At 70.0% G+C, this 20,832-nt stretch carries 18 protein-coding genes; 10 read left to right on the top strand and 8 right to left on the bottom strand.

All coding sequences use genetic code 11. The annotated features are described in order from the left end of the window. The first annotated feature begins 92 nt into the window (after window positions 1-92). Entirely contained in the window at window positions 93-899 is an 807-nt protein-coding gene (locus L3Q67_RS23480; RefSeq protein ID WP_499183621.1) for a class I SAM-dependent methyltransferase, read from the top strand. Further along, window positions 896-2,353 (top strand): hypothetical protein, encoded by a 1,458-nt coding sequence (locus tag L3Q67_RS23475; RefSeq protein WP_499183620.1) that lies wholly within the window; start codon window positions 896-898, stop codon window positions 2,351-2,353. The genes L3Q67_RS23480 and L3Q67_RS23475 overlap by 4 nt, the downstream gene beginning before the upstream one ends. A 54-nt stretch (window positions 2,354-2,407) precedes the next feature. Here L3Q67_RS23475 and L3Q67_RS23470 read toward each other — a convergent pair whose 3' ends face one another. Beyond that, window positions 2,408-2,611: a hypothetical protein gene (locus L3Q67_RS23470; RefSeq protein ID WP_499183619.1), complete on the bottom strand. Its 204-nt coding sequence runs from the start codon at window positions 2,609-2,611 to the stop codon at window positions 2,408-2,410. Continuing rightward, window positions 2,608-3,195: a hypothetical protein gene (locus tag L3Q67_RS23465; RefSeq protein WP_499183618.1), complete on the bottom strand. Its 588-nt coding sequence runs from the start codon at window positions 3,193-3,195 to the stop codon at window positions 2,608-2,610. Before L3Q67_RS23465 ends, L3Q67_RS23470 begins: the two co-directional genes overlap by 4 nt. Before the next feature lie 103 nt (window positions 3,196-3,298). Between L3Q67_RS23465 and L3Q67_RS23460 the strand changes: the two genes are divergently transcribed. From L3Q67_RS23460 to L3Q67_RS23445, 4 genes are all read left to right on the top strand, one after another. Beyond that, the gene (locus tag L3Q67_RS23460; protein ID WP_499183617.1) at window positions 3,299-4,489 is read left to right on the top strand and encodes a sensor histidine kinase; all 1,191 of its coding nucleotides are present in this window, start codon (window positions 3,299-3,301) and stop codon (window positions 4,487-4,489) included. Further along, window positions 4,486-5,142: a transcriptional regulator gene (locus L3Q67_RS23455; RefSeq protein WP_499183616.1), complete on the top strand. Its 657-nt coding sequence runs from the start codon at window positions 4,486-4,488 to the stop codon at window positions 5,140-5,142. Before L3Q67_RS23460 ends, L3Q67_RS23455 begins: the two co-directional genes overlap by 4 nt. Window positions 5,143-5,158: 16 nt before the next feature. Continuing rightward, complete coding sequence (locus L3Q67_RS23450; RefSeq protein ID WP_499183615.1) at window positions 5,159-5,992, top strand: amidohydrolase family protein; 834 nt, start codon at window positions 5,159-5,161, stop codon at window positions 5,990-5,992. Window positions 5,993-6,569: 577 nt separating this feature from the next. Continuing rightward, window positions 6,570-6,752, top strand: a complete 183-nt coding sequence (locus tag L3Q67_RS23445) for a DUF7455 domain-containing protein (RefSeq protein ID WP_209668704.1) — start codon at window positions 6,570-6,572, stop codon at window positions 6,750-6,752. A 196-nt stretch (window positions 6,753-6,948) separates the two neighbouring features. On the opposite strand, the gene L3Q67_RS23440 is transcribed toward L3Q67_RS23445, so the two are convergent. From L3Q67_RS23440 to L3Q67_RS23420, 5 genes are all read right to left on the bottom strand, one after another. Then, window positions 6,949-8,118 carry an ROK family transcriptional regulator gene (locus tag L3Q67_RS23440; protein WP_499183614.1) on the bottom strand — a complete coding sequence of 390 codons (1,170 nt, stop codon included), beginning with the start codon at window positions 8,116-8,118 and terminating at the stop codon, window positions 6,949-6,951. Between the two features lie 25 nt (window positions 8,119-8,143). After that, entirely contained in the window at window positions 8,144-9,592 is a 1,449-nt protein-coding gene (locus L3Q67_RS23435) for a sugar ABC transporter permease (RefSeq protein WP_499183613.1), read from the bottom strand. A gap of 24 nt (window positions 9,593-9,616) precedes the next feature. Beyond that, window positions 9,617-10,390 carry an ATP-binding cassette domain-containing protein gene (locus tag L3Q67_RS23430; protein ID WP_209668707.1) on the bottom strand — a complete coding sequence of 258 codons (774 nt, stop codon included), beginning with the start codon at window positions 10,388-10,390 and terminating at the stop codon, window positions 9,617-9,619. A 93-nt stretch (window positions 10,391-10,483) separates the two neighbouring features. Next, a complete protein-coding gene (locus L3Q67_RS23425; protein ID WP_499183612.1) occupies window positions 10,484-11,623 on the bottom strand; it encodes a sugar ABC transporter substrate-binding protein in 1,140 nt (379 codons plus the stop codon). A gap of 1,078 nt (window positions 11,624-12,701) precedes the next feature. Further along, on the bottom strand, window positions 12,702-14,459 hold the full coding sequence (locus L3Q67_RS23420; protein ID WP_499183611.1) for a DEAD/DEAH box helicase: 1,758 nt from the start codon (window positions 14,457-14,459) through the stop codon (window positions 12,702-12,704). Window positions 14,460-14,689: 230 nt separating this feature from the next. Between L3Q67_RS23420 and L3Q67_RS23415 the strand changes: the two genes are divergently transcribed. Then, entirely contained in the window at window positions 14,690-15,808 is a 1,119-nt protein-coding gene (locus tag L3Q67_RS23415) for a YihY/virulence factor BrkB family protein (protein ID WP_499191628.1), read from the top strand. A 102-nt stretch (window positions 15,809-15,910) separates the two neighbouring features. After that, window positions 15,911-19,000, top strand: coding sequence for an efflux RND transporter permease subunit (locus L3Q67_RS23410; RefSeq protein WP_499183610.1), 3,090 nt, complete (start codon window positions 15,911-15,913; stop codon window positions 18,998-19,000). 79 nt (window positions 19,001-19,079) lie between these two features. Here the strand turns inward: L3Q67_RS23410 and L3Q67_RS23405 are convergent, their stop codons facing one another. Continuing rightward, entirely contained in the window at window positions 19,080-19,325 is a 246-nt protein-coding gene (locus L3Q67_RS23405; protein ID WP_499183609.1) for a DUF3039 domain-containing protein, read from the bottom strand. A 26-nt stretch (window positions 19,326-19,351) separates the two neighbouring features. On the opposite strand from L3Q67_RS23405, the gene L3Q67_RS23400 reads away from it, so the two are divergent. Both L3Q67_RS23400 and L3Q67_RS23395 read left to right on the top strand, forming a co-directional pair. Beyond that, window positions 19,352-20,161, top strand: coding sequence for a sporulation protein (locus L3Q67_RS23400; RefSeq protein WP_499183608.1), 810 nt, complete (start codon window positions 19,352-19,354; stop codon window positions 20,159-20,161). Further along, window positions 20,098-20,823, top strand: coding sequence for an HD domain-containing protein (locus L3Q67_RS23395; RefSeq protein ID WP_499183607.1), 726 nt, complete (start codon window positions 20,098-20,100; stop codon window positions 20,821-20,823). The genes L3Q67_RS23400 and L3Q67_RS23395 overlap by 64 nt, the downstream gene beginning before the upstream one ends. Window positions 20,824-20,832 lie beyond the last annotated feature (9 nt).

The following is a 20,832-nucleotide window of genomic DNA, read 5'->3' as shown; positions in this document are numbered from 1 at the left end:
GTAATCGGCCCCCAAAGCCACATTCGTGACATCGGGTGCGGCCCCCGGGAGAGCGGGACGGCTCGGCACGGTGGCCGGGCTATAGTGCTGCGGTGTTCACCGACAGCTACCGGTACCCCGACGCCGGCGACCGGGTCACGGCTTCGTTCATCGAGCGCCACGAGCCGTATCCCGGCTACTGGGTGGCCAGCGAACGCCTGGCACTGGAGCGGTTGACCGAGCGGCTCGGCACCGGCCCGCGCGAACGTGTCCGCGCGCTGGACGCGGGCTGCGGGTTCGGGCGGTTGCTGCCGTGGCTGAGCCGTCAGGCCTCGACGATCACCGCGGCGGACCCCGACCCCGGCCGGCTCGCCGCCGCGCGCGAGCAGCGTGACGCGCTGGAACCGGGCACCGAGATCACCTTCTCCGACGCCGACAGCGCGAGCATCGGCGGCGGCCCGTACGACCTGCTGCTGTCCAGCCACGTGATCCAGCACGTGCCGACCGGCGTGGTCGGCACGATCCTGCGTGACCTCGCGGGCCTCGCGGCACCGGGTGCCGCGCTCGTACTGTGTTACAGCCGTTCCCCTTTCGGCCGCGGTGCTTACACACTCGACGTGCTCGAAGACGGGGAAATCCACTCCGAACCGATCGACCACGCCCGCTTCGACGAGGTGGTCAGCGGGCCCGGGCTGCCGGACACGCTGCCGGTCCGCCTGCTCGACCCGGTGGAACTGCACGCGGAGGCAGCCGAGGCGGGCTGGACGCTGGACTGGGAGTGGACCTACCACGTGCTCGACGACCTGGCTGGGTTGGACGCGCACGGCGATCGCGACGAACTCGTCAACGAGTCACCGCTGCTGGTCCGGGAAGCGGGCCGCGACATGGTGAGCCTCTTCCGGCGGACGGCGAGAGCATGACCGAATGGCCGGCCGGGGCGACGCGCAACAAGCTGCTGCTTTCGTTCGCCTGGCCGGTCCCGATGGCCACGCGCGAGGCCGAAGTCGTCTTCCGGCCGAACCGGGAGCTGCTCGAACCGCTCACCGGCAAGCCCGGCACGGATTGGTCGGTCGCGGAAGGCTTCCTCACCACGCACACCGAACAACCGAGCCGCTACCGCTTCACCACCCCACTCGCCATCGGTGAAGGTGACGCGAAAGTCCCCTGTGGACTCACCGCCACCTGGCACCCCGCCTACCACGCCACCACGCTGCTGATCACCGCCACCATTTCCGGCCGCGGCGGCGTGCTGGAAACGTCCGATGTGGACCGTACGATCGCGGTCCTGCACAGCCTCAACCGCCGCCCGGCCGAACTCGGCGAGGCACCCGCCGCCGTCCACGGCTGGTACCGCGATGTCCGGTACCCGTCGCTGCGGGCGGCCGTCGCACAGGCCTACGCCGAACTGACCGACGGCTGCGACGTGGTCGAACCCCTGGACCGCAACGGCTGGTGCATCGAACTCCGCGGCTACGACGGCCGCCCACCGGACGCCACGGTCGCCGCCGACCCGCGCCCGTTCTACGGCCTGGCCCACGGCGACGAAGGCTGGCGCTTCGTCCCCCACGAAGTCGCCCGGCAATCACTCGGCGAGGCGTGGGGCACGCGGACTTTCGTCGCCATGTACCCGGTTTCCGCCGGGATCGTCTGCCTGAACAACAAGGGCGACGAATACTCGGCCCACCAAGCGGAACTCGCGCAGCGTTACTTCGGCAAGGCCGAGCCGTACTTCGGCCTGGACTCCGAAATCGGCGGCCTGGACCACGGCGGTCTACTGGTGCTGGAACGGGTCCTGATCCGGATGGCGCTGGCACACCAGTGGCTGCACCAAGCCCAACGCGAACTCGCCGAAGCCACCGACGAATCACGCGCGGTGAACCGGAACCGCCTGCTGCGGTTCACTGGACGACATCCTGCAGATGCTGAACTCCGTGCTCCCGCCCGAAGTGGACTCGCTGGAGCGGCGGCTGATCACGAACATGGGCGTGGAACGGATCGTGCGCCAACTGGACCGCCAAGCGGAAGCCATGGACGAAGAAACCCGGTACGCCTACGAAAGCACCGTCAGCGCCCGGGTCACCCGCCTCACGGTCGTGACCGTCATCCTCACCGTGGTCACCATCGTCCTGGGCATCCTGCAGGTCGTCTTCACCGTATAGCCGGTGTCACGAATGTGGCTTCGGGGGCCGATTCCGCCCCGAAAGCCACATTCGTGACACCGCCCCCCAACCGCCACCAAATCCGAGCACCAGCCTCCCCAAACCGCCACCCGGCAACGACAGCCAACCACGCTCCCATCCCCACCTCCCCCATCCCGGTCCCAAGCCAAAAACACGGCGATGGCCTCCATGTCAAGGCATCTTTCCCGCCTTGACATGGAGGCCATCGCCGTCGTCACACTGAAAAACCGGGATGAAAACCCAACCCCCTACCGAGACCGCCGCTTCCGCGCCATATCCCCCAGCACCACCCCACCCCCCACCAGCACCATCACCACACTCACCGGGATGTGCAACCAATCCGGCAGCAGGTGCAACTGCACGAACCAGCTCTTCGACGAACTTTCCGCCACCCGGTTGATGAATCCCCCGACTCCCTGCACCACCAGGATGATGCCGAGCACCTCGATCATCGTCGTACCCCTTCCCGAGATCCCGAAGAGAACAGCCGCCACACCGGTCCGGTGACCAGCCAGATACCGGCGATCCACCCCAGCCGCGGCAGCCAGGCGCTGCCGCCGGACCACAACGCGGTGGTCTGCGACGGCGTGCCGACCACGAAGACCAGCACCAGCAGCACCACCGCGGCGATCGCGCACGCGAGCAGGCACTTGCCCCACTCACGCCATTCGTGGCGCAGCCGTTCGGCGCCCTCGCGTTTCTCCGGCGCCGGGCCACCGGCGAACCGGTGCGCGAACCGCACGTCGGCCCAGCGGATCATGCTGGGCCCGAACACCACGCTGAAGCCCAGGTAGACCGCGGCCAGCCCGTGCGTCCACGACGCCAGCCCGCCCCCGGCCAGATCGATCATCGTGGCGACCAGCACCACCACGTCGATCAGCGGCGTCATCGCCAGCAGCACCACGCTGGTCCGCCGCAACCCCAGCAGGTACCGCGCCCCCAGCCCGGCGGCGATGCACACCCAGAACCCGATCTCCCCCGCCGCGACCACCGCCGCCATCGGGTTGTCCCGGATGAAGCCGATCACCTTGTCCATGGCACCCAGCCTGCGCGCCCGCCCCGCGCCCGCGCGTCGGTGAACGGCAGGACCGGGCGGTCATCACTTCGGAGGACGAGCCGCCCGCGGACGGTGTGCTGTGATGGTCCGCGTGCGACTGGAATACCGCCGGCTGCCGCCGTTCACCCAGGACATCGGCATCGCCCTGCTCTACTTCGCCGGCGGCTCGCTGCTGTACTTCTCCGGCATCTACCCGATCTTCGGCCAGCCGGCGCACCTGATCTGGACGCGCTTCCTGCTGCTGGCGCTCGTCTGCTCCCTGCAGCTGCTGCGCCGCCGCAAACCGGCGCTGGCCCTGGCGCTGGCGGCCGTCCCGTTCGGCGCAGACATCTGGCTCGGCATGTCCGCGCCGATCCTGATCGCCTTCTCCGACCACCTCTACGCTGCCACGCTCTACGGCTCGCAGCGCCTGAGCCGCACCATGATCGGGCTCGCCGCGACGGCCACGACCGGCGCCGTGGTGATCGCGCTGATCCTCGCCGACGACTGGCGCACCGCGGTGCTCGCCGCGGTGGCCGCGGTGCCGTTCATCATCACGCCGGTGTGGTGGGCGTCCAACATCCGCACCCACCGCGAGATCGCGCTCAGGGAACGCGCCAACGCCCAGCAACTCGCCCGGATCGCCGAACTGGACCGCGACGCCGCGGTCGCCGGTGAACGCGCCAGGATGGCCCGCGACCTGCACGACGTGATCGCCGGGCACCTGTCCGCCATCGCGATCCAGTCCGAGGCCGCACTGTCCATCGCGGACGGCGCCAACCCGGACACCATGCGCAAGGTCCTGAAATCGGTTCGCGGGAACAGCGTCGACGCGCTCGAAGAGATGCGCACGATGATCGGCCTGCTGCGCTCGGGCGGGGTCGGCGAAGACGAGACCACCGCGCCCGCCCGCCTCGGCGAACTGTCCAAACTGATCGAATCGGCGCGCGCGAGCGGTGTGGCGGTGACCGTGGTCAACGAGATCGAGCCCGGGGTCGCGTTGCCCGCGGCGGTGGACCTGACCGCCTACCGGATCGCCCAGGAGGCGCTGACCAACGCGGTCAAGCACGCGCCGGGCACCTCGGCGGCGGTTCGCTTGGGGCTCGACGGCAAGATCCTCACCGTGGAAGTGACCAACGAGCTGACCACCCCCGGGCGGTGCTCGGACACCGGGCACGGCCTGCTCAACATGCGCGAGCGCGCGCAGGCCATCGGCGGCTCCTTCGCCGCGGGCCCGGCCGAACCGGGCTGGCGGGTCTTCGCCGCACTGCCGATCGGAGGACAGGCTTCGTGAGCATCCGCGTCCTCGTCGCCGACGACCACGGCGCCATCCGCGCCGGGCTGGTGATGATCCTGAACCACGCCGAGGGCATCGAGGTGGTCGGCGAGGCGGCCAACGGCGCCACCGCGGTCCGCCAGGCCAGGGCGCTGCGGCCGGACGTCACGCTGATGGACGTCCGCATGCCCGGCGTCGACGGCATCGCGGCCACCCGCGAACTGGTCGCCGAGCAACTCGGCCAGGTCCTCGTGCTGACCACCTTCGACCTCGACGAGTACGTCTACGCCTCGCTGCGCGCGGGCGCGGCGGGCTTCCTGCTCAAGTCGGTCGAGGCGCCCCGGCTGGTGGAGGCGGTCCGCCTGGTGCACGCCGGGGAGGGCGTGCTCGCGCCGCAGATCACCCGCAAGCTGATCAGCGCCTTCGCCACCGCCGAGCCGCCGAAGCCCGCCACCCCGCCCGGGCTGGCCGAGCTGACCGAGCGGGAGCGCGAGGTGCTCGGCTGCCTCGGCGAAGGCCTGTCGAACGCGCAGATCGCGAGCAGGTTGTTCATCGGCGAGACCACGGTGAAGACGCACGTGTCGCGCGTGCTGACCAAGCTGGACCTCCGCTCGCGCGTGCAGGCGGCGATCCTGGCGCAGGAATCGGGCCTGGCCGGACAGCAGCGCTGAGCACTAGGTTCGCCAGGTGCCCCGCCTCGACGCGCACCACCACCTCTGGAGCCAGGCCGGTATCGACCGCGGTGACTACCCGTGGATGCCATCCGGCGGTCCATTGCCGGAGGAGTACCTGCCGGACCGCCTGGCGCCCGAGCTGGCCGCCGCGGACGTGACCGGGACCATCGTCGTGCAGGCCGCGCCGAGTGTCGCCGAGACCCGCTTCCTGCTCGACCTGGCCGCGCGCACCGAGTTCGTCCTCGGGGTGACCGGCTGGCTCCCGCTCGAGGAGCCGGACGCACTGGCCGAGCTGGCGGCCGACCCGTACTTCCTCGGCGTGCGCCCGATGCTCCAGGACCTGCCGGACGACGACTGGATCGGCAGGCCCGAGGTCCGCCCCGGATTGCGGGCGCTGGCCGAGGCCGGGGTCCGCTTCGAGTCGCTGACCTTCACCCGGCACCTCCCGGCGTTGTACGCCGTGCTGAACGACATGCCCGAGCTGACCGTCGTGCTCGACCACCTGTCCAAGCCGTCGTACGCCTGGGAGGCGGACGACGGCTGGCGAGCGTGGATGGGCAGGCTGGCCGAGCTGCCGAACACCTGGTGCAAGCTCTCCGGGCTGCTCACCGAAGTGGACACCGGGACGCCGATCGACCGGTTCGTCCCGTACGCGGCCTTCGCCTTCGAACGGTTCGGCGAGGACCGGGTGCTGTTCGGCAGCGACTGGCCGGTTTGCCGCCTGCGTGCCGAATACGGCGACGTGGTCCGCTTCACCGAGCAGCTCGTCTCCGCGGCCGGGCTGGGCGACGCGGAGGGGTTCTGGCGGTCCAACGGCGAACGCTGCTACGGCGTCCGGCTCCGGTGACAGCGCGCGATCCTTCTCTTTTTTTGCGAGCTTCCCAAGACGGGCACGCAGCGTGACGAAGACCACGGCAGCCCTCCGGTCAGCGGCAGGCCCACCCGGTGCCCGGCCGGGCACCGGTTCGTCGCTTACCGCATTTTCTCGTTCCCCACCAGGGAAATCGACGAGAAACCGAGTAAACCTCGAGCGGACCCGGAACGCCCGTTTTCGTCACGCCCCGCCTTCCGCCGGATAACGGTTCGAAATTCAGCTCTGAACGAACACCGATTCGCAACCCGGTTTCAGGCGCCGGAACCGGCCGCCGAGCAGCTCCCCCGATAGGGGCCCTGACCTGCGGAAACCCCATACACCATCACCGGCTGTTCGCATCGCCGGGGCCCTCTTGCGACATCCGGGGTAAATCGGCGTGACACACCTCCCACGGACTCGGGAACACTTGCGGCTTCCGAAACGTCTGCAAGAGTAGAAGCAGCGAACACCGAGGAGCCGGAGACACCCCCGTCGCCGGATAAGTACCGGAGTGGTCGCGGCTGGATCGATGGCATCGGCCCCGCCGATGCCGGGACGGAGGGAGACTCCCATGACTTCACCCACGCTCACCCGCCCCGAACTGACCGCTGCGGACCGTTGCGACCGGTGCGGCGCGGCGGCCCAGGTTCGTGCCGTGCTTCGCAACGGTGGCGAGTTGCTCTTCTGCGGTCACCACGCCAGGGCCCACGAGGACAAGCTCAAGGAGCTCGAAGCGAACATCGAGCGGGGCTGACAAACCCGGCGAGCCATCCATCCGTCTCGGGCAGAGACCTCCAACGCGAGGTCTCTGCCCCTTTTTTCACCCGCACCCCCGCGAGGTCGCGCCGGTCCACGGGTGGTGGCGCGACGGGCCGCCCGGCGGCACGGCGTGTCACCACCCGTGGACCGGCTCGAAAGCGACCTCGCCGCCGCGCCGGAGGCGCGGCCGACTACACCGTGTCCAGGACGCCTTCGAAGGCGACTTCGGCGGCGCCGAGCAGTTTGACGTCCACGCCCAGCGCCGATGGCACGATCCGGGTGCCGCCGACCGCACGGCTGACCATGCTGCGCCGCTGCACCTCGGCGGTGACCTGGCGCACGACCTCTTCCGGCAGCATGCCGAACAGCTCACCCAGCACCACCAGCTGCGGGCCGAGCAGGTTCACCACGTTGACCAGGCCCAGCGTCAGCCACTCGGCGAACTCAGCGAGCTTCTCCAGCGCCTTGGCCGGGTCCTTCTCCAGCTCTCGCAGCTCCACCAGCAGCACCCCGCGCGGGGTCTCCTCGGAGACGTCCAGGGCCCGCCGAAGCGCCGCTTCGCCGACCTCGGTCTCCCAGCAGCCGCTGCTGCCGCAATAGCAGTCACGCCCATTGGGCCGGATGACCATGTGCCCGAGTTCACCGATGTAGCCCGCCGCGCCACGCAGCGAGGAGCCGTCGGCGATCACGCCGCCGCCGACCCCGACGTCCGCCGACACGTACACCGCGTCCGACGAGCCCTTGGCGACCCCGCGCAGGTGCTCCGCGACCGCGCCCAGCTCGGCGTCGTTGCCCACGACCACCGGCATGCGCAGCACCGAGCCGAGCCGCTCGCCGAGCGCCACGTCGGTCCAGCGCAGGTTCGGCGCCTGGTGCACGTACCCGTCGGAGCGCCGGACCACGCCGGGCACCGAGACACCGGTGCCGATCGGCTGCACGCCGAGGTCCGCGGCGAGCATGCCTGCCGACTCGATGACGTGCGTGATCACCTCGTCCGGTTCCCGCGAACGGCCGCGCAGGTTCCAGCTGTTGCGGCCGAGGATCTGCCCGCCGAAGCCGACCAGCGCGAGCGCCACGTGCTCGACCTGGATGTCCACCGCGAGCACCACCGCGGCCTGCGGCTGCGGCAGCACGAGCAGTGAGGGTCGCCCGGCACCCCGGCCAGGTCGCGGCACCCGCTCTTCGACCACTCCCGCCTCGGCGAGGCTGTCCACCAGCGTCTTGATGGTGCTGCGGTTGAGGCCCAATTCAGTGGCCAGGGCGGCCCGGGTGACCGGGCCGCCCACGTGCAGCAAACGCAGCAGGGTCGTGCGATTGTGCCTGCGCACCTCGTCGGGTCGTGCAACGGGCGTGCTGGTCACGATGGTTATCGTCCCATGTGCGAGGTCAGCGCGGGGAAGCCGCCGCGCGGCGCCGCGAAAGCGCGTCCACGGTGGCCGCCAGCAGCAGGACCAGCCCGGTCACGATGGAGACCACCGCGGCGGGCTGCTTGAGCAGGCCGAGGCCGTTCGCCACCACGGCCAGCACGGTGCCACCGATGACCGCGTCGAAGACCCGGCCCTTGCCGCCGAACAGCGAGGTACCGCCGATCACCGCCGCGCCGACCGCGAACAGCAGCGTGTTCAGGCCACCGGCCTGCGGGTCCACCGAACCGACCTTGGACGAGTAGACGATCGCGCCGACCGCGGCCACCGCCGAGGACACCACGAACACGCTGGCCCGGATCTTGGTCACGTTGATGCCCGCGCGGCGCGCGGCCTCGGCGTTGCCGCCGACGGCGTAGATGTGGCGGCCGTAGCGGGTGCGGTTGAGCACGTAGGTGCCGATGGTCAGCAGCACCAGCACGATCGGCACCACGTACGGCACACCCGAGATGACGATGGTCGCGCTGGTCGCGCGGTTGATCGTGAGCAGGTAGGTGGCCACCGCGCCGAGCACGGCGATGCCGCCGACCTTGAACAGCACCAGCGGGGTGGGCTGGGTGACCAGCCCGCGCTTGAGGCGGGTGAAGTGCCTGCCCAGGGTCACCGCGGCGAAGCCACCGGCGCCGACGACGAACAGCAGCCAGCTGCCGAAGGTGGACAGGTTGCCGTTGGCCACCTTGTCCAGCACGCTCGACGAGCTGATGCCGAGCACCCCGCCGTCGCCGATGAACTGCAGGATGACGCCCTGCCAGGCGAGGAACAGCGCCAGCGTCACCACGAACGAGGGCATGCCGATCTTGGACACCAGGAAGCCGGTGATCGAGCCGATCGCCGCGCCGACGCACAGCGCGAGCAGCATCTCCACCCACGGGTCGGCGGCGATGCCGAGCATCGCGATGGCGATGGCCACCACGGAGAGCACGGCGCCGACCCAGAGCCGCAGGAAGATCGCCAGCGCGGCACCGACGCCGAGCACCAGCACGAAGATGTAGAACACCGTGGAGCCCATGCCGCCGAGCAGATTGCCGTTCTCCACGTAGTGCATCGCCATCACCGCGGCGGTCACGCCGGAGGCGGTGCCCGCCGCCAGGTCGATCTCGCCGATCAGCAGCACGAACACGATGCCCATCGCGATGATCGTCTGACCGGCGCCCTGCGCCAGCAGGTTCGCGATGTTGTTCAGCGAGAGGAACACGTCCGACATCCCGGCGAACACCACGACCAGGACGATCAGCCCGAGCAGCGCGGGCAGCGAACCGAGCTGCCCGGCGCGCAACCGGGAAAGGTAGTCGCGGACGGCTTCCGCGGTGGACATCGAGGTGGTGTCGATCCCGAAGTCGGAGATCGCGGCCTTCGCCGAGCCGGAGCCGGTCGCCTCCGGCTCGGCCGGCTTGGCGGGGGTCTCAGTCATGGTTCTTCACTTCTCCAGTAACGGCTACAGCACTACGGCTTCGGGACGGGCCAGGCCGAGGTCGCCGGAACGACCGGCGGTGATCAGCTCGACCACCTGCCCGTGGGTGACGTTCTTGGTGTGCACGTCGGCGACGAGGCGGCCGAGGTAGAGCACGGCGATGCGGTCGGCGACCTCGAAGACGTCCGCCATGTTGTGGCTGATCAGCACCACACCGAGGCCCTGCTCGGCGAGGCGGCGGACCAGGTCGAGCACCTGGCGGGTCTGGGCGACGCCGAGCGCGGCGGTCGGCTCGTCGAGCAGCACCACCTTGCTGTCCCACAGCACCGACTTCGCGATGGCCACGGTCTGGCGCTGCCCACCGGAGAGCGCGGAGACCGGGGTGCGGACGGACTTCACCGTGCGCACCGACAGCGACGCCAGCGTCTCGCGGGCGGCCTTCTCCATGCTGGCCTCGTCGAGCAGCCAGCCGCTGCCGCGTTCCCGGCCGAGGAACATGTTCTGCACGATGTCGAGGTTGTCGGCCAGCGCCAGGTCCTGGTAGACGACCTCGATGCCGATGTCGGCGGCGTCCTTCGGGCCCTTGATGCTGACCGGCTCACCCTGGAACAGCACTTCCCCGGAGTCGGTCGGGTGGATCCCGGCGATGCTCTTGACCAGCGTCGACTTACCGGCACCGTTGTCGCCGACCAGCGCGGTGACCTCGCCGGCCCGCACCGAGAAGTCCACGTCGTGCAGGACGTGGACCGGGCCGAAGCTCTTGTTCACCGCTTTGAGTTCGAGAATCGGAACTGTCATCTGAAATTTCTCCGGGCTGCTGGTTTCACGGGTGGGCCCGGGATGGGGGCACGCCTTCGGGGCACGCACCCCCATCCCGGAGCGGGGGCTCGGCTACGCGATGCCGAGTTCGGCGCAGGCCGGCTGCAGGTCGCCGGCGCAGATCTCCGACGCCTTGACGTAACCCTGGTCGACGACCTTCTTGATGTCGGCCTTGAGCACGGTCTGCGGGGTCAGCAGCACGGACTTGACGTCACGGCCGCCCTTGTCGTCGCGCGAGGAGGCGGTGGCGATCGCGTCGGCGGCGGCCTTGTCGCCGTTGGCCAGCGCGGCGGCCAGCTTGGCGGCGGCTTCGGCCTCTTCCTTGATCGGCTTGAACACGGTCATGTACTGGTCACCGCGCAGGATGTTCTTCAGGCCGTCGGCGGTGGCGTCCTGGCCGGTGACCGGGACGGTGCCGTTGAGGCCGTTCTTCTTCAGCACGGTGATGATCGCGCCGGCCAGGCCGTCGTTCGCGGCGACCACGCCGTCGACCTTGCCGCCGTTGCCGGTCAGGATCTGCTCGAAGGTCGAGCCACCCTTCTGGTTGTCCCAGTTGTCGATGGCCTGCTTCTGCACCAGCTTCAGCGTGCCGGAGGTGTAGAGCGGGCCGAGGACGCGCTGCTGGCCGTTGTAGAACAGCGTCGCGTTGTTGTCCGTCGGCGCGCCCTCGATCTCGATGACCTGCGCGGCCGGCTTGTCCTTGAGCGCGTCGGCCAGCGCCTGGCCCTGCAGCTCGCCGACCTTCTCGTTGTCGAACGAGACGTAGTAGTCGGAGCTGCCGCCGAGGTTGAGGCGGTCGTAGTCGATGGTGGGGATACCGGCGTTGCGCGCCTTGGTCGCCACCGCGTTGCCGACCTCGCTGTTGATCGAGGCGATGATCAGCACCTTGACGCCCTGGGCGATCATGCCGTCGGCCAGCGTGCTGAACTTCTGCACGTCACCCTGGGCGTTCTGCACGTCGGGGTCGAGGCCCGCCGCGCGCAGCGCCTGCTCGATGTAGGGCTTGTCGAATCCTTCCCAGCGAGCCGAGGTGGCCGTCTCCGGCAGCACCACGCCGACCTTGGCACCGCCGGCGGCGGGCTGCTGCCCGGCGGTGGCGGTGTCGCTCGAACCGCTGGCGGGCGGCGCCTCGCTGTTCGCCCCGCACCCTGCGAGAGCGACCGTGACGCTCGCCGCCGCAGCGAAGAGGGCAAGAGTCTTTGTCCTGCGCATCCGTTGTCCTTCCGGATTCTGCGCCCGAGCGGCGCGGCGATCCAGCCCGGACCGGCGCCCCGTCGCGCAAATGTTGTGGGCGACAACATATGTCCCGGCAGGTTGCGAACGGAAGAATTCTGAATCGATCCAGTAGAGGATGTCCGGATACGTTTTGGCAACAGGGCCATCGACGTCCACTCCGGACGCTGCGTGACGAGACAGTCCGCGATCGCCCTGGGTGGGTGCCCGCCCACTATCCGCAGCACACCGCTCCCACACCAGATGAACCCCCGAACTTCACCCGATAAGCACACCCACCCCCCACACAACGTCACCGCCCCCACCCCCCACACTCCCGCGCGACCCCACGTTCAGACACCCGACATCCACACTCAGGCAGCCGAACCCCACACTCGAGCATCCGAGTCCCACGTTGGCGCAGGCGAACCCCACGTTCAGGCATCCGAACCCCACACCCGGGCAGGCGAGTCCCACGTTCAGGCACCCGAGTTCCACACTCAGGCAAGCCAGTCCCACGTTCAGGCATCCGAGTTCCACATTCAGGCAGGCGAGTCCTGCGCTCGGGTCGAGACCGAGCCTGTGTCGACACCCGCGGGTGCGAAAACCGGAGCGCTCGAATGTGGACTTCGGCTGTCCGAACGTGGTGATCAACAACCTGAGCGCAGGCTCAAGCGCCGAACGCAAGCCCCGTCCACCGGAACCTCGCGCTCGGCTCGACCGCGAAACCAGCTGCCCGAGTGTGGAGTTGAGGTGCGCGAGCGCGGGATTCGCTTGCCCGAACGTTGAACTCGGGTGTCTGAACGTGGGGTTCGGGCGCACGAACGCGGGACTCGGATTCAGCGGCCTCAGCCTGGTGCTCGACTGTCCGAAGGCGAGACTCAGGCTCCGAACGTGGAGTTCGCCTGCCTGAGTGTGGAACTCGGATGCCCCAACGTGGGACTCGCCTGCCCGAGTGTGGGATTCAGGCGCCTGAATGTGGGGTTCGAGTGCCTGAAGGTGGAACTCGGCTCCCTGGACGTGGAAGTCGCCTGCGCCAACGTGGGGGGCGGCTGTACGAGTGTGGGGGTGGGGTGGGTTACCAGGAGCGGAGGGTGGCTACTCGTTCTTCCAGTTGTTCCAGGGTGGCCATGGCGGTGGGCGGGCCGCCGCAGGTGGTGCGGAGTTCGTTGTGGATCTGGCCGTGGGACTTCCCGGTGCGGTGGTGGTACATGCCGACCAGGGCGTTCAGTTCTTTGCGCAACGCGCCCAGGCGTTCGGCGACCGTGCGCGGCTTGGGGGCCGGCGGGGCGGTTTCGGCCTTCGGCTTGCGGCGCTTGTCGTCGGCGAGCTGTTCCTCCTGGCGCTTGCGCAGCAGCGCGCGCACCTGGTCCGGCTCCAGCAGGCCCGGTAGGCCGAGGTACTCCTGCTCCTCGTCCGAACCCGAGAACACCGCGGTGCCGAACGAGTTGCCGTCGTAGATCACCTGGTCCAGCTCGGCGGAGGCACCCAGCGAGGTGAACGCCTTCTCCTCCTCGCCCGGCTCGTCCTCGGTGCGGTTGGCGGCGACCATCAGCTCGTCGTCCCAGCCGTCCTTCTCCCGGTGCGGCTTGCCGAGCACGTGGTCCCGCTGGACCTCCAGCTCGCTCGCCAGCTCCAGCAGCACCGGCACGCTCGGCACGAACACGCTCGCCGTCTCCCCCGGACGCCGGGCACGCACGAACCGCCCGATCGCCTGCGCGAAGAACAGCGGGGTCGACGCACTGGTCGCGTACACCCCGACCGCCAGCCGCGGCACGTCGACGCCTTCGGACACCATCCGGACCGCGACCAGCCAGCGATCGGTGGACTCGGAGAACTCACCGATGCGCGCGGAGGCCTTCGGGTCGTCCGAGAGCACCACCGCGGGCGCTTCCCCGGAGAGCCGCTGCAGGATCTTCGCGTACGCGCGGGCGGACTCCTGATCCGTGGCGATGACCAGGCCACCGGCGTCGGGCATCGTGGCGCGGACCTGGTTCAGCCGGGTGTCGGCGGCCTGCAGCACCGCGGGCACCCACTCGCCGCTCGGGTCCAGCGCGGTCCGCCAGGCGCGGGCGTTCTGCTCGGCGGTCAGCGGCTCGCCCAGGCGCGCGGTGAACTCGTCACCCGCGCTGGTGCGCCACGACGCCTCCCCCGAGTAGGCGAGGAAGACCACCGGCCGCACGACGCCGTCGGCGAGCGCGTCGGAGTAGCCGTAGGCGTGGTCGGCGCGGCTGCGCAGGGCGCCTTCGCCGTCGGGCTCGTAGGTGATGAACGGGATGGGCGAGTCGTCGCTGCGGAACGGCGTCCCGGTCAGCGCGAGCCGGCGCACCGCTGGCGTGAACGCCTCGCGGACCGCGTCACCCCAGGACTTGGCGTCGCCACCGTGGTGGATCTCGTCCAGGATCACCAGCGTCTTGCGGTTCTCCGTGCGCACCCGGTGCATCGTCGGGTGCGCGGCGACCTGGGCGTAGGTGACCGCGACCCCGCGGTAGTCCGACGAGGTCACGCCGACGGTGTTGCGGAAGTTCGAGTCGATCGCGATGCCCGCCGCCGCGGCCGCGGACGCCCACTGGTGCTTGAGGTGCTCGGTGGGCGTGACGATGGTGACCGCCTCGATGGTGCGGTCGGACAGCAGCTCCGCGGCGATGCGCAGGCCGAAGACGGTCTTGCCGGCGCCGGGCGTCGCCACGGCGAGGAAGTCCTGGGGCTTGGTCGTCAGGTACTTGGTCAGCGCGCGGCGCTGCCAGGCGCGCAGCGGCCGGACGGTGGTGTCCTGGCCGGGCGGTGGAGCGCTGAAACCGGCAGCCGCCCGATCGTGCTGGGCCGTCTCCGACAAGAAGGTCCAACTCCCCTCTGGTGGCTCTGGTGACACTGTTGGCTGGCGAGCCGTCCGACATGCGAACGCCCCCGCGGGCAGTGCTGCGGAGGCTCCGACGAGCTTACCCGCCGCCCCCGACATCTTCGTGCCGTGGCACGGCCGGAGGGCGGCGGGCCGGCGAACACCACGGGACACCTCACGCCTCCACGAGCCAAAATCCCCCGAATGCACCATGCTTGAGGGTGAAGATGAACACAGCCGACCCCGACCCCAGCGCTCCCCCGGCGGCCGAACGCGCGCCGGGGTCGAAACCTGCCCGCAAACCGGTGCAGCTGGTCGGCCGCACGCTGAACAAGGCGTGGGACGGGAACATCTTCTCCGAGTCCGCCGAAGCCGCCTTCTGGCAGACGCTCTCGCTGCCGCCGCTGCTGCTCGGCCTGCTCGGCAGCCTCGGCTTCATGGGCGACTGGTTCGGCCAGGGCCTGGTCACCGCCGTGCACGACCGGATCATCGCCTTCTGCTCGCAGATCTTCAGCTCCGACGTGGTCACCCGGATCATCGAGCCGACGGTCAACGACATCCTGACCATCGGCAAGGGCGAGATCGTCTCGATCGGCTTCCTGATCTCCCTGTGGGCGGGTTCGTCGGCGATGTCCTCGTTCGTCGACGCGATCACCGTGGCGCACGGCCAGTACGGCGTGCGCAACGAGGTCTGGCAGCGGATCTTCGCGCTGCTGCTCTACCTGGTGATGCTGGTCTTCCTGGTGGTCGGGCTGCCGGTGATCGCGATCGGGCCGGACCTGCTGCCGGAGTTCTTCCCCGACGCCTGGCAGCCGACCGTGCGCGAGTGGATCGGCTCGCTCTACTTCCCGGTGCTCGGCGCGGTGCTGGTGCTCGCGCTGGCCACGCTGTACAAGCTGGCGCTGCCGCGCAAGCTGCCGTGGCACCGCGGCCTGCCGGGCGCGGTGCTGGCGATGGCGATCTTCCTGCTCTCCAGTGTCGGCCTGCGGATCTACATCTCGTGGATCACCACCACCGGCTACACCTACGGCGCGCTGGCCACGCCGATCGCCTTCCTGCTGTTCACCTTCTTCATCGGGCTCGCGGTGGTCGGCGGCGCCTACTTCAACAGCGCCATCCAGGAGCTGTGGCCCGCCAAGATGACCCGGCGCCAGCGGCGCAAGTGGCGGCGGCTGGAGATGGAGCGGGCCAGCGAGCGGTTGCGCTCCGAGGACGGCCGCAAGCTGTGGGAGCGCACCACGACGCCGCTGCGACGGCCGAAAAAGCCCGAGGATGACGGGGAAGAGCCGGACGACCACGAGGAGCGACCGGCCGAAACCCCGCCCTCATCCCCCAGTAGGACGTGAATCCACTCCCGGGTTGAGCCGCTGGTACACCCGGTGCTGAAAAGCTCTGGCCGTGCCGCGCGATGGCGTGGCGAGTCCGTGTACTCAAGGGGGTCCCCCGTCATGTCCGCGCTGGCAAAGCTCAGCCTCCGGAACAGAGGCCTGATCGGCCTGCTGGCCATCCTGGTCCTCGGCTTCGGCGCGCTCGCGCTGCCGCAGCTGAAGCAACAGCTCTACCCGTCACTGCAACTGCCGAGCGCGGTCGTGGTGACGCCGTACCCCGGCGCGTCGCCCGACGCGGTGGACCGGCAGCTCACGCAGCCGATCGAAGGCGGCATCCAGGGCATCACCGGGGTCGAGGAGGTCACCTCGACCTCCAGCGAAGGCTCGTCGACCGTGGTCGTCCAGTTCGCCTACGGCACCGACATCGACGCGTCGGTGAGCCAGTTGCAGCAGGCGGTCAACCGGCTGCGCCCGCAACTGCCGGAGAACGCCGAGTCCACGGTGACCGCGGGCGGCACCGACGACATCCCGGTGGTCATCCTGGCCGCCTCGGCCCCCGGCGACCAGCAGCAGTTCGCCGAGCGGCTGACCAAGGAGGTCGTGCCGGAGCTGCGCAAGATCGACGACGTGCGCGAGGCGACGGTGACCGGCACGCAGGAGAAGACGGTCACCATCGACGTCGACTACGCCAAGCTCGGCGCGGCCGGGGTCGATCCCACCGCGCTGGCCACCGCGCTCAAGACCGCGGGTGCGGCGATCCCGGCGGGCACGGTCGAGGACGGCGACCGCACGCTCACCGTCGAGGTCGGCGGTGGACCGGTCACAGTGGACAGTCTGCGGAACCTGCAACTGTCCCCCAGAGCCAAACTCGGTGACGTGGCGAGCGTGGAGCCCACGCTGGCGGCGGCGAGTTCGATCACCCGTACCAACGGCAAACCGAGCCTGGGCATCAACGTCACCATGGTCGCCGACGGCAGCGCGGTCGCGGTTTCCGACGCGGTGGCCGGAAAACTGCCCGAGCTGAGCCAGAAACTGGGCGCCGAGCTGACGCCCACCTTCGACCAGGGCCCGCAGGTGGCCGAGGCGGTCAGCGGCCTGACCACCGAAGGCCTGCTGGGCCTGGCTTTCGCCGTCGTGGTGATCCTGCTCTTCCTGCTCTCGGTGCGCTCCACCCTGGTCACCGCGGTGTCCATCCCGTTGTCCGTGGTGGTGGCGCTGCTCGCGCTGTGGGCCGGTGACCTTTCGCTCAACCTGCTCACCCTCGGCGCGCTGACCATCGCCGTCGGCCGCGTGGTGGACGACTCGATCGTGGTGCTGGAGAACATCAAGCGGCACCTCGGTTACGGCGAAGGCAAGCAGCGTGCGGTGCTCAACGGCGTGCGCGAGGTGGCGGGCGCGGTCACCGCGTCCACGCTGACGACGGTCGCGGTGTTCCTGCCGATCGCCTTCGTCGGCGGCATGGCTGGCGAGCTGTTCTCCCCGTTCTCCCTGACCGTCACCGTGGCGTTGCTGGCTTCGCTGCTGGTTTCGCTGACCGTGGTGCCGGTGCTGGCCTACTGGTTCCTCAAGCCGCCGAAGGCCGCGGCGACCGCCGAAGAGGCCGAGGCGAACCTCCAGCGCGCGCTGGAGAAGGAGCGACGCGGGCTGCTGCAGCGGATCTACGTGCCGGTGATCCGGTTCGCCACCCGGCGGCGGCTGACCGTGGTGCTGCTCTCGCTGCTGGTCTTCGCGGGCACCATCGGACTGTCGACGAAGCTGGAGACCAATTTCCTCGACGACGGCGCCACGACCACCACGAGCCTGCGCCAGACCTTCGAACCGGGCACCGGCCTCGACACCCGCGAGCAGGCCGCGATCCGCGTCGAGCAGGCGCTGGCGGCCACCGGTGAGGTGGAGAAGTACCAGGTCACCGTGGGCAACGACCCGATCGCCGCGCTCTTCGGCGGGAGCGGGGCGAGCACCACGAGCATCAGCATCACGGTCAAGGAGGGCACCGATCTCGACGCCTTCGAGAACCGCCTGCGTGACTCGCTGAGCGGGCAGCCGGGTCTCGGTGAGCTGGAGTTCGGTGGCGCGGCGGCCGGTCCGGCCTCGGACGAGGTGTCGGTGACCGTCACCGCGCCGGACGAGGCCTCCCTGCGCCCGGCCGCGGACGCGGTGCAGCGGGCGTTCGGCGAGGTGTCCGGGCTGACCGGGGTGACCAACGACCTGGCCACGGGCATGCCCCGGGTGCAGATCGAGGTCGACCAGGTCAAGGCGGCCGAGCGCGGGCTGAGCGCGACCACCATCGGGCAGCTGGCGAACCAGGCCATCGCCGGGCAGACGGTCACGCAGCTGCCGGTCGACGGCACCCGCACCGACATCGTGCTGCGCACCGGGGACCGCCCGGACGACGCCGCGGCCGTGGCGGCGCTGCCGCTGCCCTCGGCCACCGGGATCGTCCGGCTGGACCAGGTGGCCACCGTGCGCACGGTGGACGGGCCGACGCAGGTCAAGCGCACCGACGGCGAGCTGAGCACCACGGTGTCGGCGAAGACCACCGGCGGTGACCTGTCGGCGCTCACCCAGCAGCTCACCACCAAACTGGACGGGCTGTCGCTGACCGGGGGCGCGGCCTACTCCCTCGGCGGGGTGAGCCAGGAGCAGAACGAGGCCTTCGCCGACCTCGGGCTGGCCATGCTGGCGGCGATCGCGATCGTCTTCCTGATCATGGTGGCCACCTTCCGCAGCCTGGTGCAGCCGCTGATCCTGCTGGTGTCCATCCCGTTCGCGGCGACCGGCGCGATCGGCCTGCTGCTGTTCACCGGCACCGCGCTGGGGCTGCCGGCGCTGATCGGCATGCTGATGCTGATCGGCATCGTGGTGACCAACGCGATCGTGCTGATCGACCTGGTCAACCAGTACCGGGCCGAGGGCATGAGCGTGAGCGACGCGGTGGTCGAAGGCGGCAGGCGGCGGCTGCGGCCGATCCTGATGACCGCGGCGGCGACCATCTTCGCGCTGGTCCCGATGGCGCTCGGGCTGACCGGGCAGGGTGGCTTCATCGGGCAGCCGCTGGCGATCGTGGTGATCGGCGGGCTGGTCAGCTCGACGGTGCTGACGCTGATCCTGGTGCCGACGCTCTACACCGTGGTCGAGGGCCGCAAGGAGCGACGGCGCGCGAAGAAGGCACCGCGCACCGAGACCCCGGAACTGGCCGGAGCCCACTAGGGCGCGATGCTGCCGTGAATGTGGCTTTCACAGCACGATTTTGCTTCTGAAAGCCACATTCACGGCACTCGGCGGGGGCTCAGTCGCTCCCCGGGCGGAGGCCCTCGTAGATCTTCTTGCAGTCGGGGCACACCGGCGAACCCGGCTTCGGCGACTTCGTCACCGGGAACACCTCGCCGCAGAGCGCCACCACGTGACTGCCCATGACCGCGCTCTCGGCGATCTTGTTCTTCTTCACGTAGTGGAACATCTTCGGGGTGTCGTCATCGGAGGTGTCGGTGCCCTCTGGGCGGGTGTCGACTTCCGGCAAGGTCTGCGTACTCACCCCTCCATAATGGCAGTATCGGCGCCATGTTCCAGAAGGTGCTTGCCAGCTTCGGCTCCGGCGGCGCGCGGCTCGACGCGCGGCTGACCGATCGCGCGGTCCAGCCTGGCCGCCCGCTCCGCGGTGAGGTCCTGCTGCTCGGCGGCGAGGTCGACCAGGAGATCAACGCGCTCGGCATCCGGCTGATCGCCAGGGTGGAGCTGCCTTCGGACCGCGGTGAGCCGGAGTTCGGCGACCTCCCGTTCGGCGACCAGCACCTGGCCGGAAACGAGGTCATCCGCCCCGGTCAGCAGGTCCGGCTGCCGTTCGAGATCGCGCTGCCCTGGGAGACGCCGATCAGCAGCGTGTACGGCAAGCCGCTGACCGGGATCGCGGTCGGCGTGCAGACCGACCTCGACCTGGCGGGCGCGGTGTCCGACCCGCGTGACGTGGACGCCGCCTCGATCGAACCGCTGCCCGCGCAGAAGCGCGTCCTGGACGCGATGAGCCGCATCGGCTTCACCTTTTCGGGCGCGGCGCTGGAGAAGGGCCGGATCAACGGCGTCACCCAGCAGCTGCCGTTCTTCCAGGAGATCCGGTTCAGCCCGTCGCCGCGGTTCGCGCCGGTGTTCGACTCGGTGGCGCTGACCTTCCTGTCGAACCCCACCGAGACCACCGTGGTGCTCGAAGTGGTCAAGCGCGTCCGGGTGAGCAAGACCGGTGGCTTCGGCGGGCGCGGCCAGGAGTTCCTCGGCTCGTTCAAGGTCGACCACGCGAACCTCGAGCGGGTGCCGTGGGAGAAGCAACTGGAGGGCTGGCTGCACGAGGTGGCCAAGGCACGCGGGATCTTCGACTGAACGCGCGGGAGGCCTGGCTGCAGGCGCTGGTCACCCTCGGGGGTGATCTGGAGATCGGTGCCCGCGCGGCGGCCGAGCTCGCCGCCCAGTACGCCCAGCCACACCGGCGCTACCACACCACCGCACACCTCGAGGCCGTCGTCCGGGACAGCGCGGAACTGGGCGCCGAGCTGGGGCTGAACGCCCGGGACAAGGCGCTGGTCGCACTCGCCGCGTGCGCGCACGACGTGGTCTACGACGCCCGTCCCGGGCACGACGAGCGGCACAGCGCGGACTGGGCGGTCAGCTGGCTGGAAGCCGCCGGGCTCGCCGCCGCGGCCGTCCTCCGGGTGGAGGAGCTGGTGCTGACCACGCTCGGGCACGACGCCCCGGCCGAGGACCTGGCCGCCTCCGCCCTGCTCGACGCCGACCTCGCCACGCTGGGCGGCTCGGCCGCTTCCTACGACGAGTACGCGCGGAACGTGCGCGCGGAGTACGCGGCGGTGTCCGAACCGGACTGGCTGTCCGGCCGGGCGAAGGTGCTCGCCCGGTTGCTCGCCCGTGACCCGCTGTACCGGACCGCACCCGCCCGCCTCCGCTGGGAGTCAGCGGCGAAGCACAACCTGACCAGGGAACTGGCCGGGCTGGAGCCCCGGGCTGACCTGCCGTCACCCGATCGGTGAGGATGTCCC

It is taken from the genome of Saccharothrix sp. AJ9571, from assembly GCF_021725495.1.
Classification (GTDB): domain Bacteria; phylum Actinomycetota; class Actinomycetes; order Mycobacteriales; family Pseudonocardiaceae; genus Amycolatopsis; species Amycolatopsis magusensis.
The sequence above is the reverse complement of the archived record's forward strand: the minus strand, read 5'-3'. Positions and strand labels throughout refer to the sequence as shown.

What these genes read in the sequence shown, in the direction of transcription:
- L3Q67_RS23475 (WP_499183620.1), top strand. Translation starts at nt 896, where the DNA reads ATGACCGAATGGCCGGCCGGGGCGACGCGCAACAAGCTGCTGCTTTCG.
- L3Q67_RS23470 (WP_499183619.1), bottom strand. Translation starts at nt 2,611, where the DNA reads ATGATCGAGGTGCTCGGCATCATCCTGGTGGTGCAGGGAGTCGGGGGA.
- L3Q67_RS23465 (WP_499183618.1), bottom strand. Translation starts at nt 3,195, where the DNA reads ATGGACAAGGTGATCGGCTTCATCCGGGACAACCCGATGGCGGCGGTG.
- L3Q67_RS23460 (WP_499183617.1), top strand. Translation starts at nt 3,299, where the DNA reads ATGGTCCGCGTGCGACTGGAATACCGCCGGCTGCCGCCGTTCACCCAG.
- L3Q67_RS23445 (WP_209668704.1), top strand. Translation starts at nt 6,570, where the DNA reads ATGACTTCACCCACGCTCACCCGCCCCGAACTGACCGCTGCGGACCGT.
- L3Q67_RS23435 (WP_499183613.1), bottom strand. Translation starts at nt 9,592, where the DNA reads ATGACTGAGACCCCCGCCAAGCCGGCCGAGCCGGAGGCGACCGGCTCC.
- L3Q67_RS23430 (WP_209668707.1), bottom strand. Translation starts at nt 10,390, where the DNA reads ATGACAGTTCCGATTCTCGAACTCAAAGCGGTGAACAAGAGCTTCGGC.
- L3Q67_RS23425 (WP_499183612.1), bottom strand. Translation starts at nt 11,623, where the DNA reads ATGCGCAGGACAAAGACTCTTGCCCTCTTCGCTGCGGCGGCGAGCGTC.
- L3Q67_RS23415 (WP_499191628.1), top strand. Translation starts at nt 14,690, where the DNA reads ATGAACACAGCCGACCCCGACCCCAGCGCTCCCCCGGCGGCCGAACGC.
- L3Q67_RS23410 (WP_499183610.1), top strand. Translation starts at nt 15,911, where the DNA reads ATGTCCGCGCTGGCAAAGCTCAGCCTCCGGAACAGAGGCCTGATCGGC.
- L3Q67_RS23400 (WP_499183608.1), top strand. Translation starts at nt 19,352, where the DNA reads ATGTTCCAGAAGGTGCTTGCCAGCTTCGGCTCCGGCGGCGCGCGGCTC.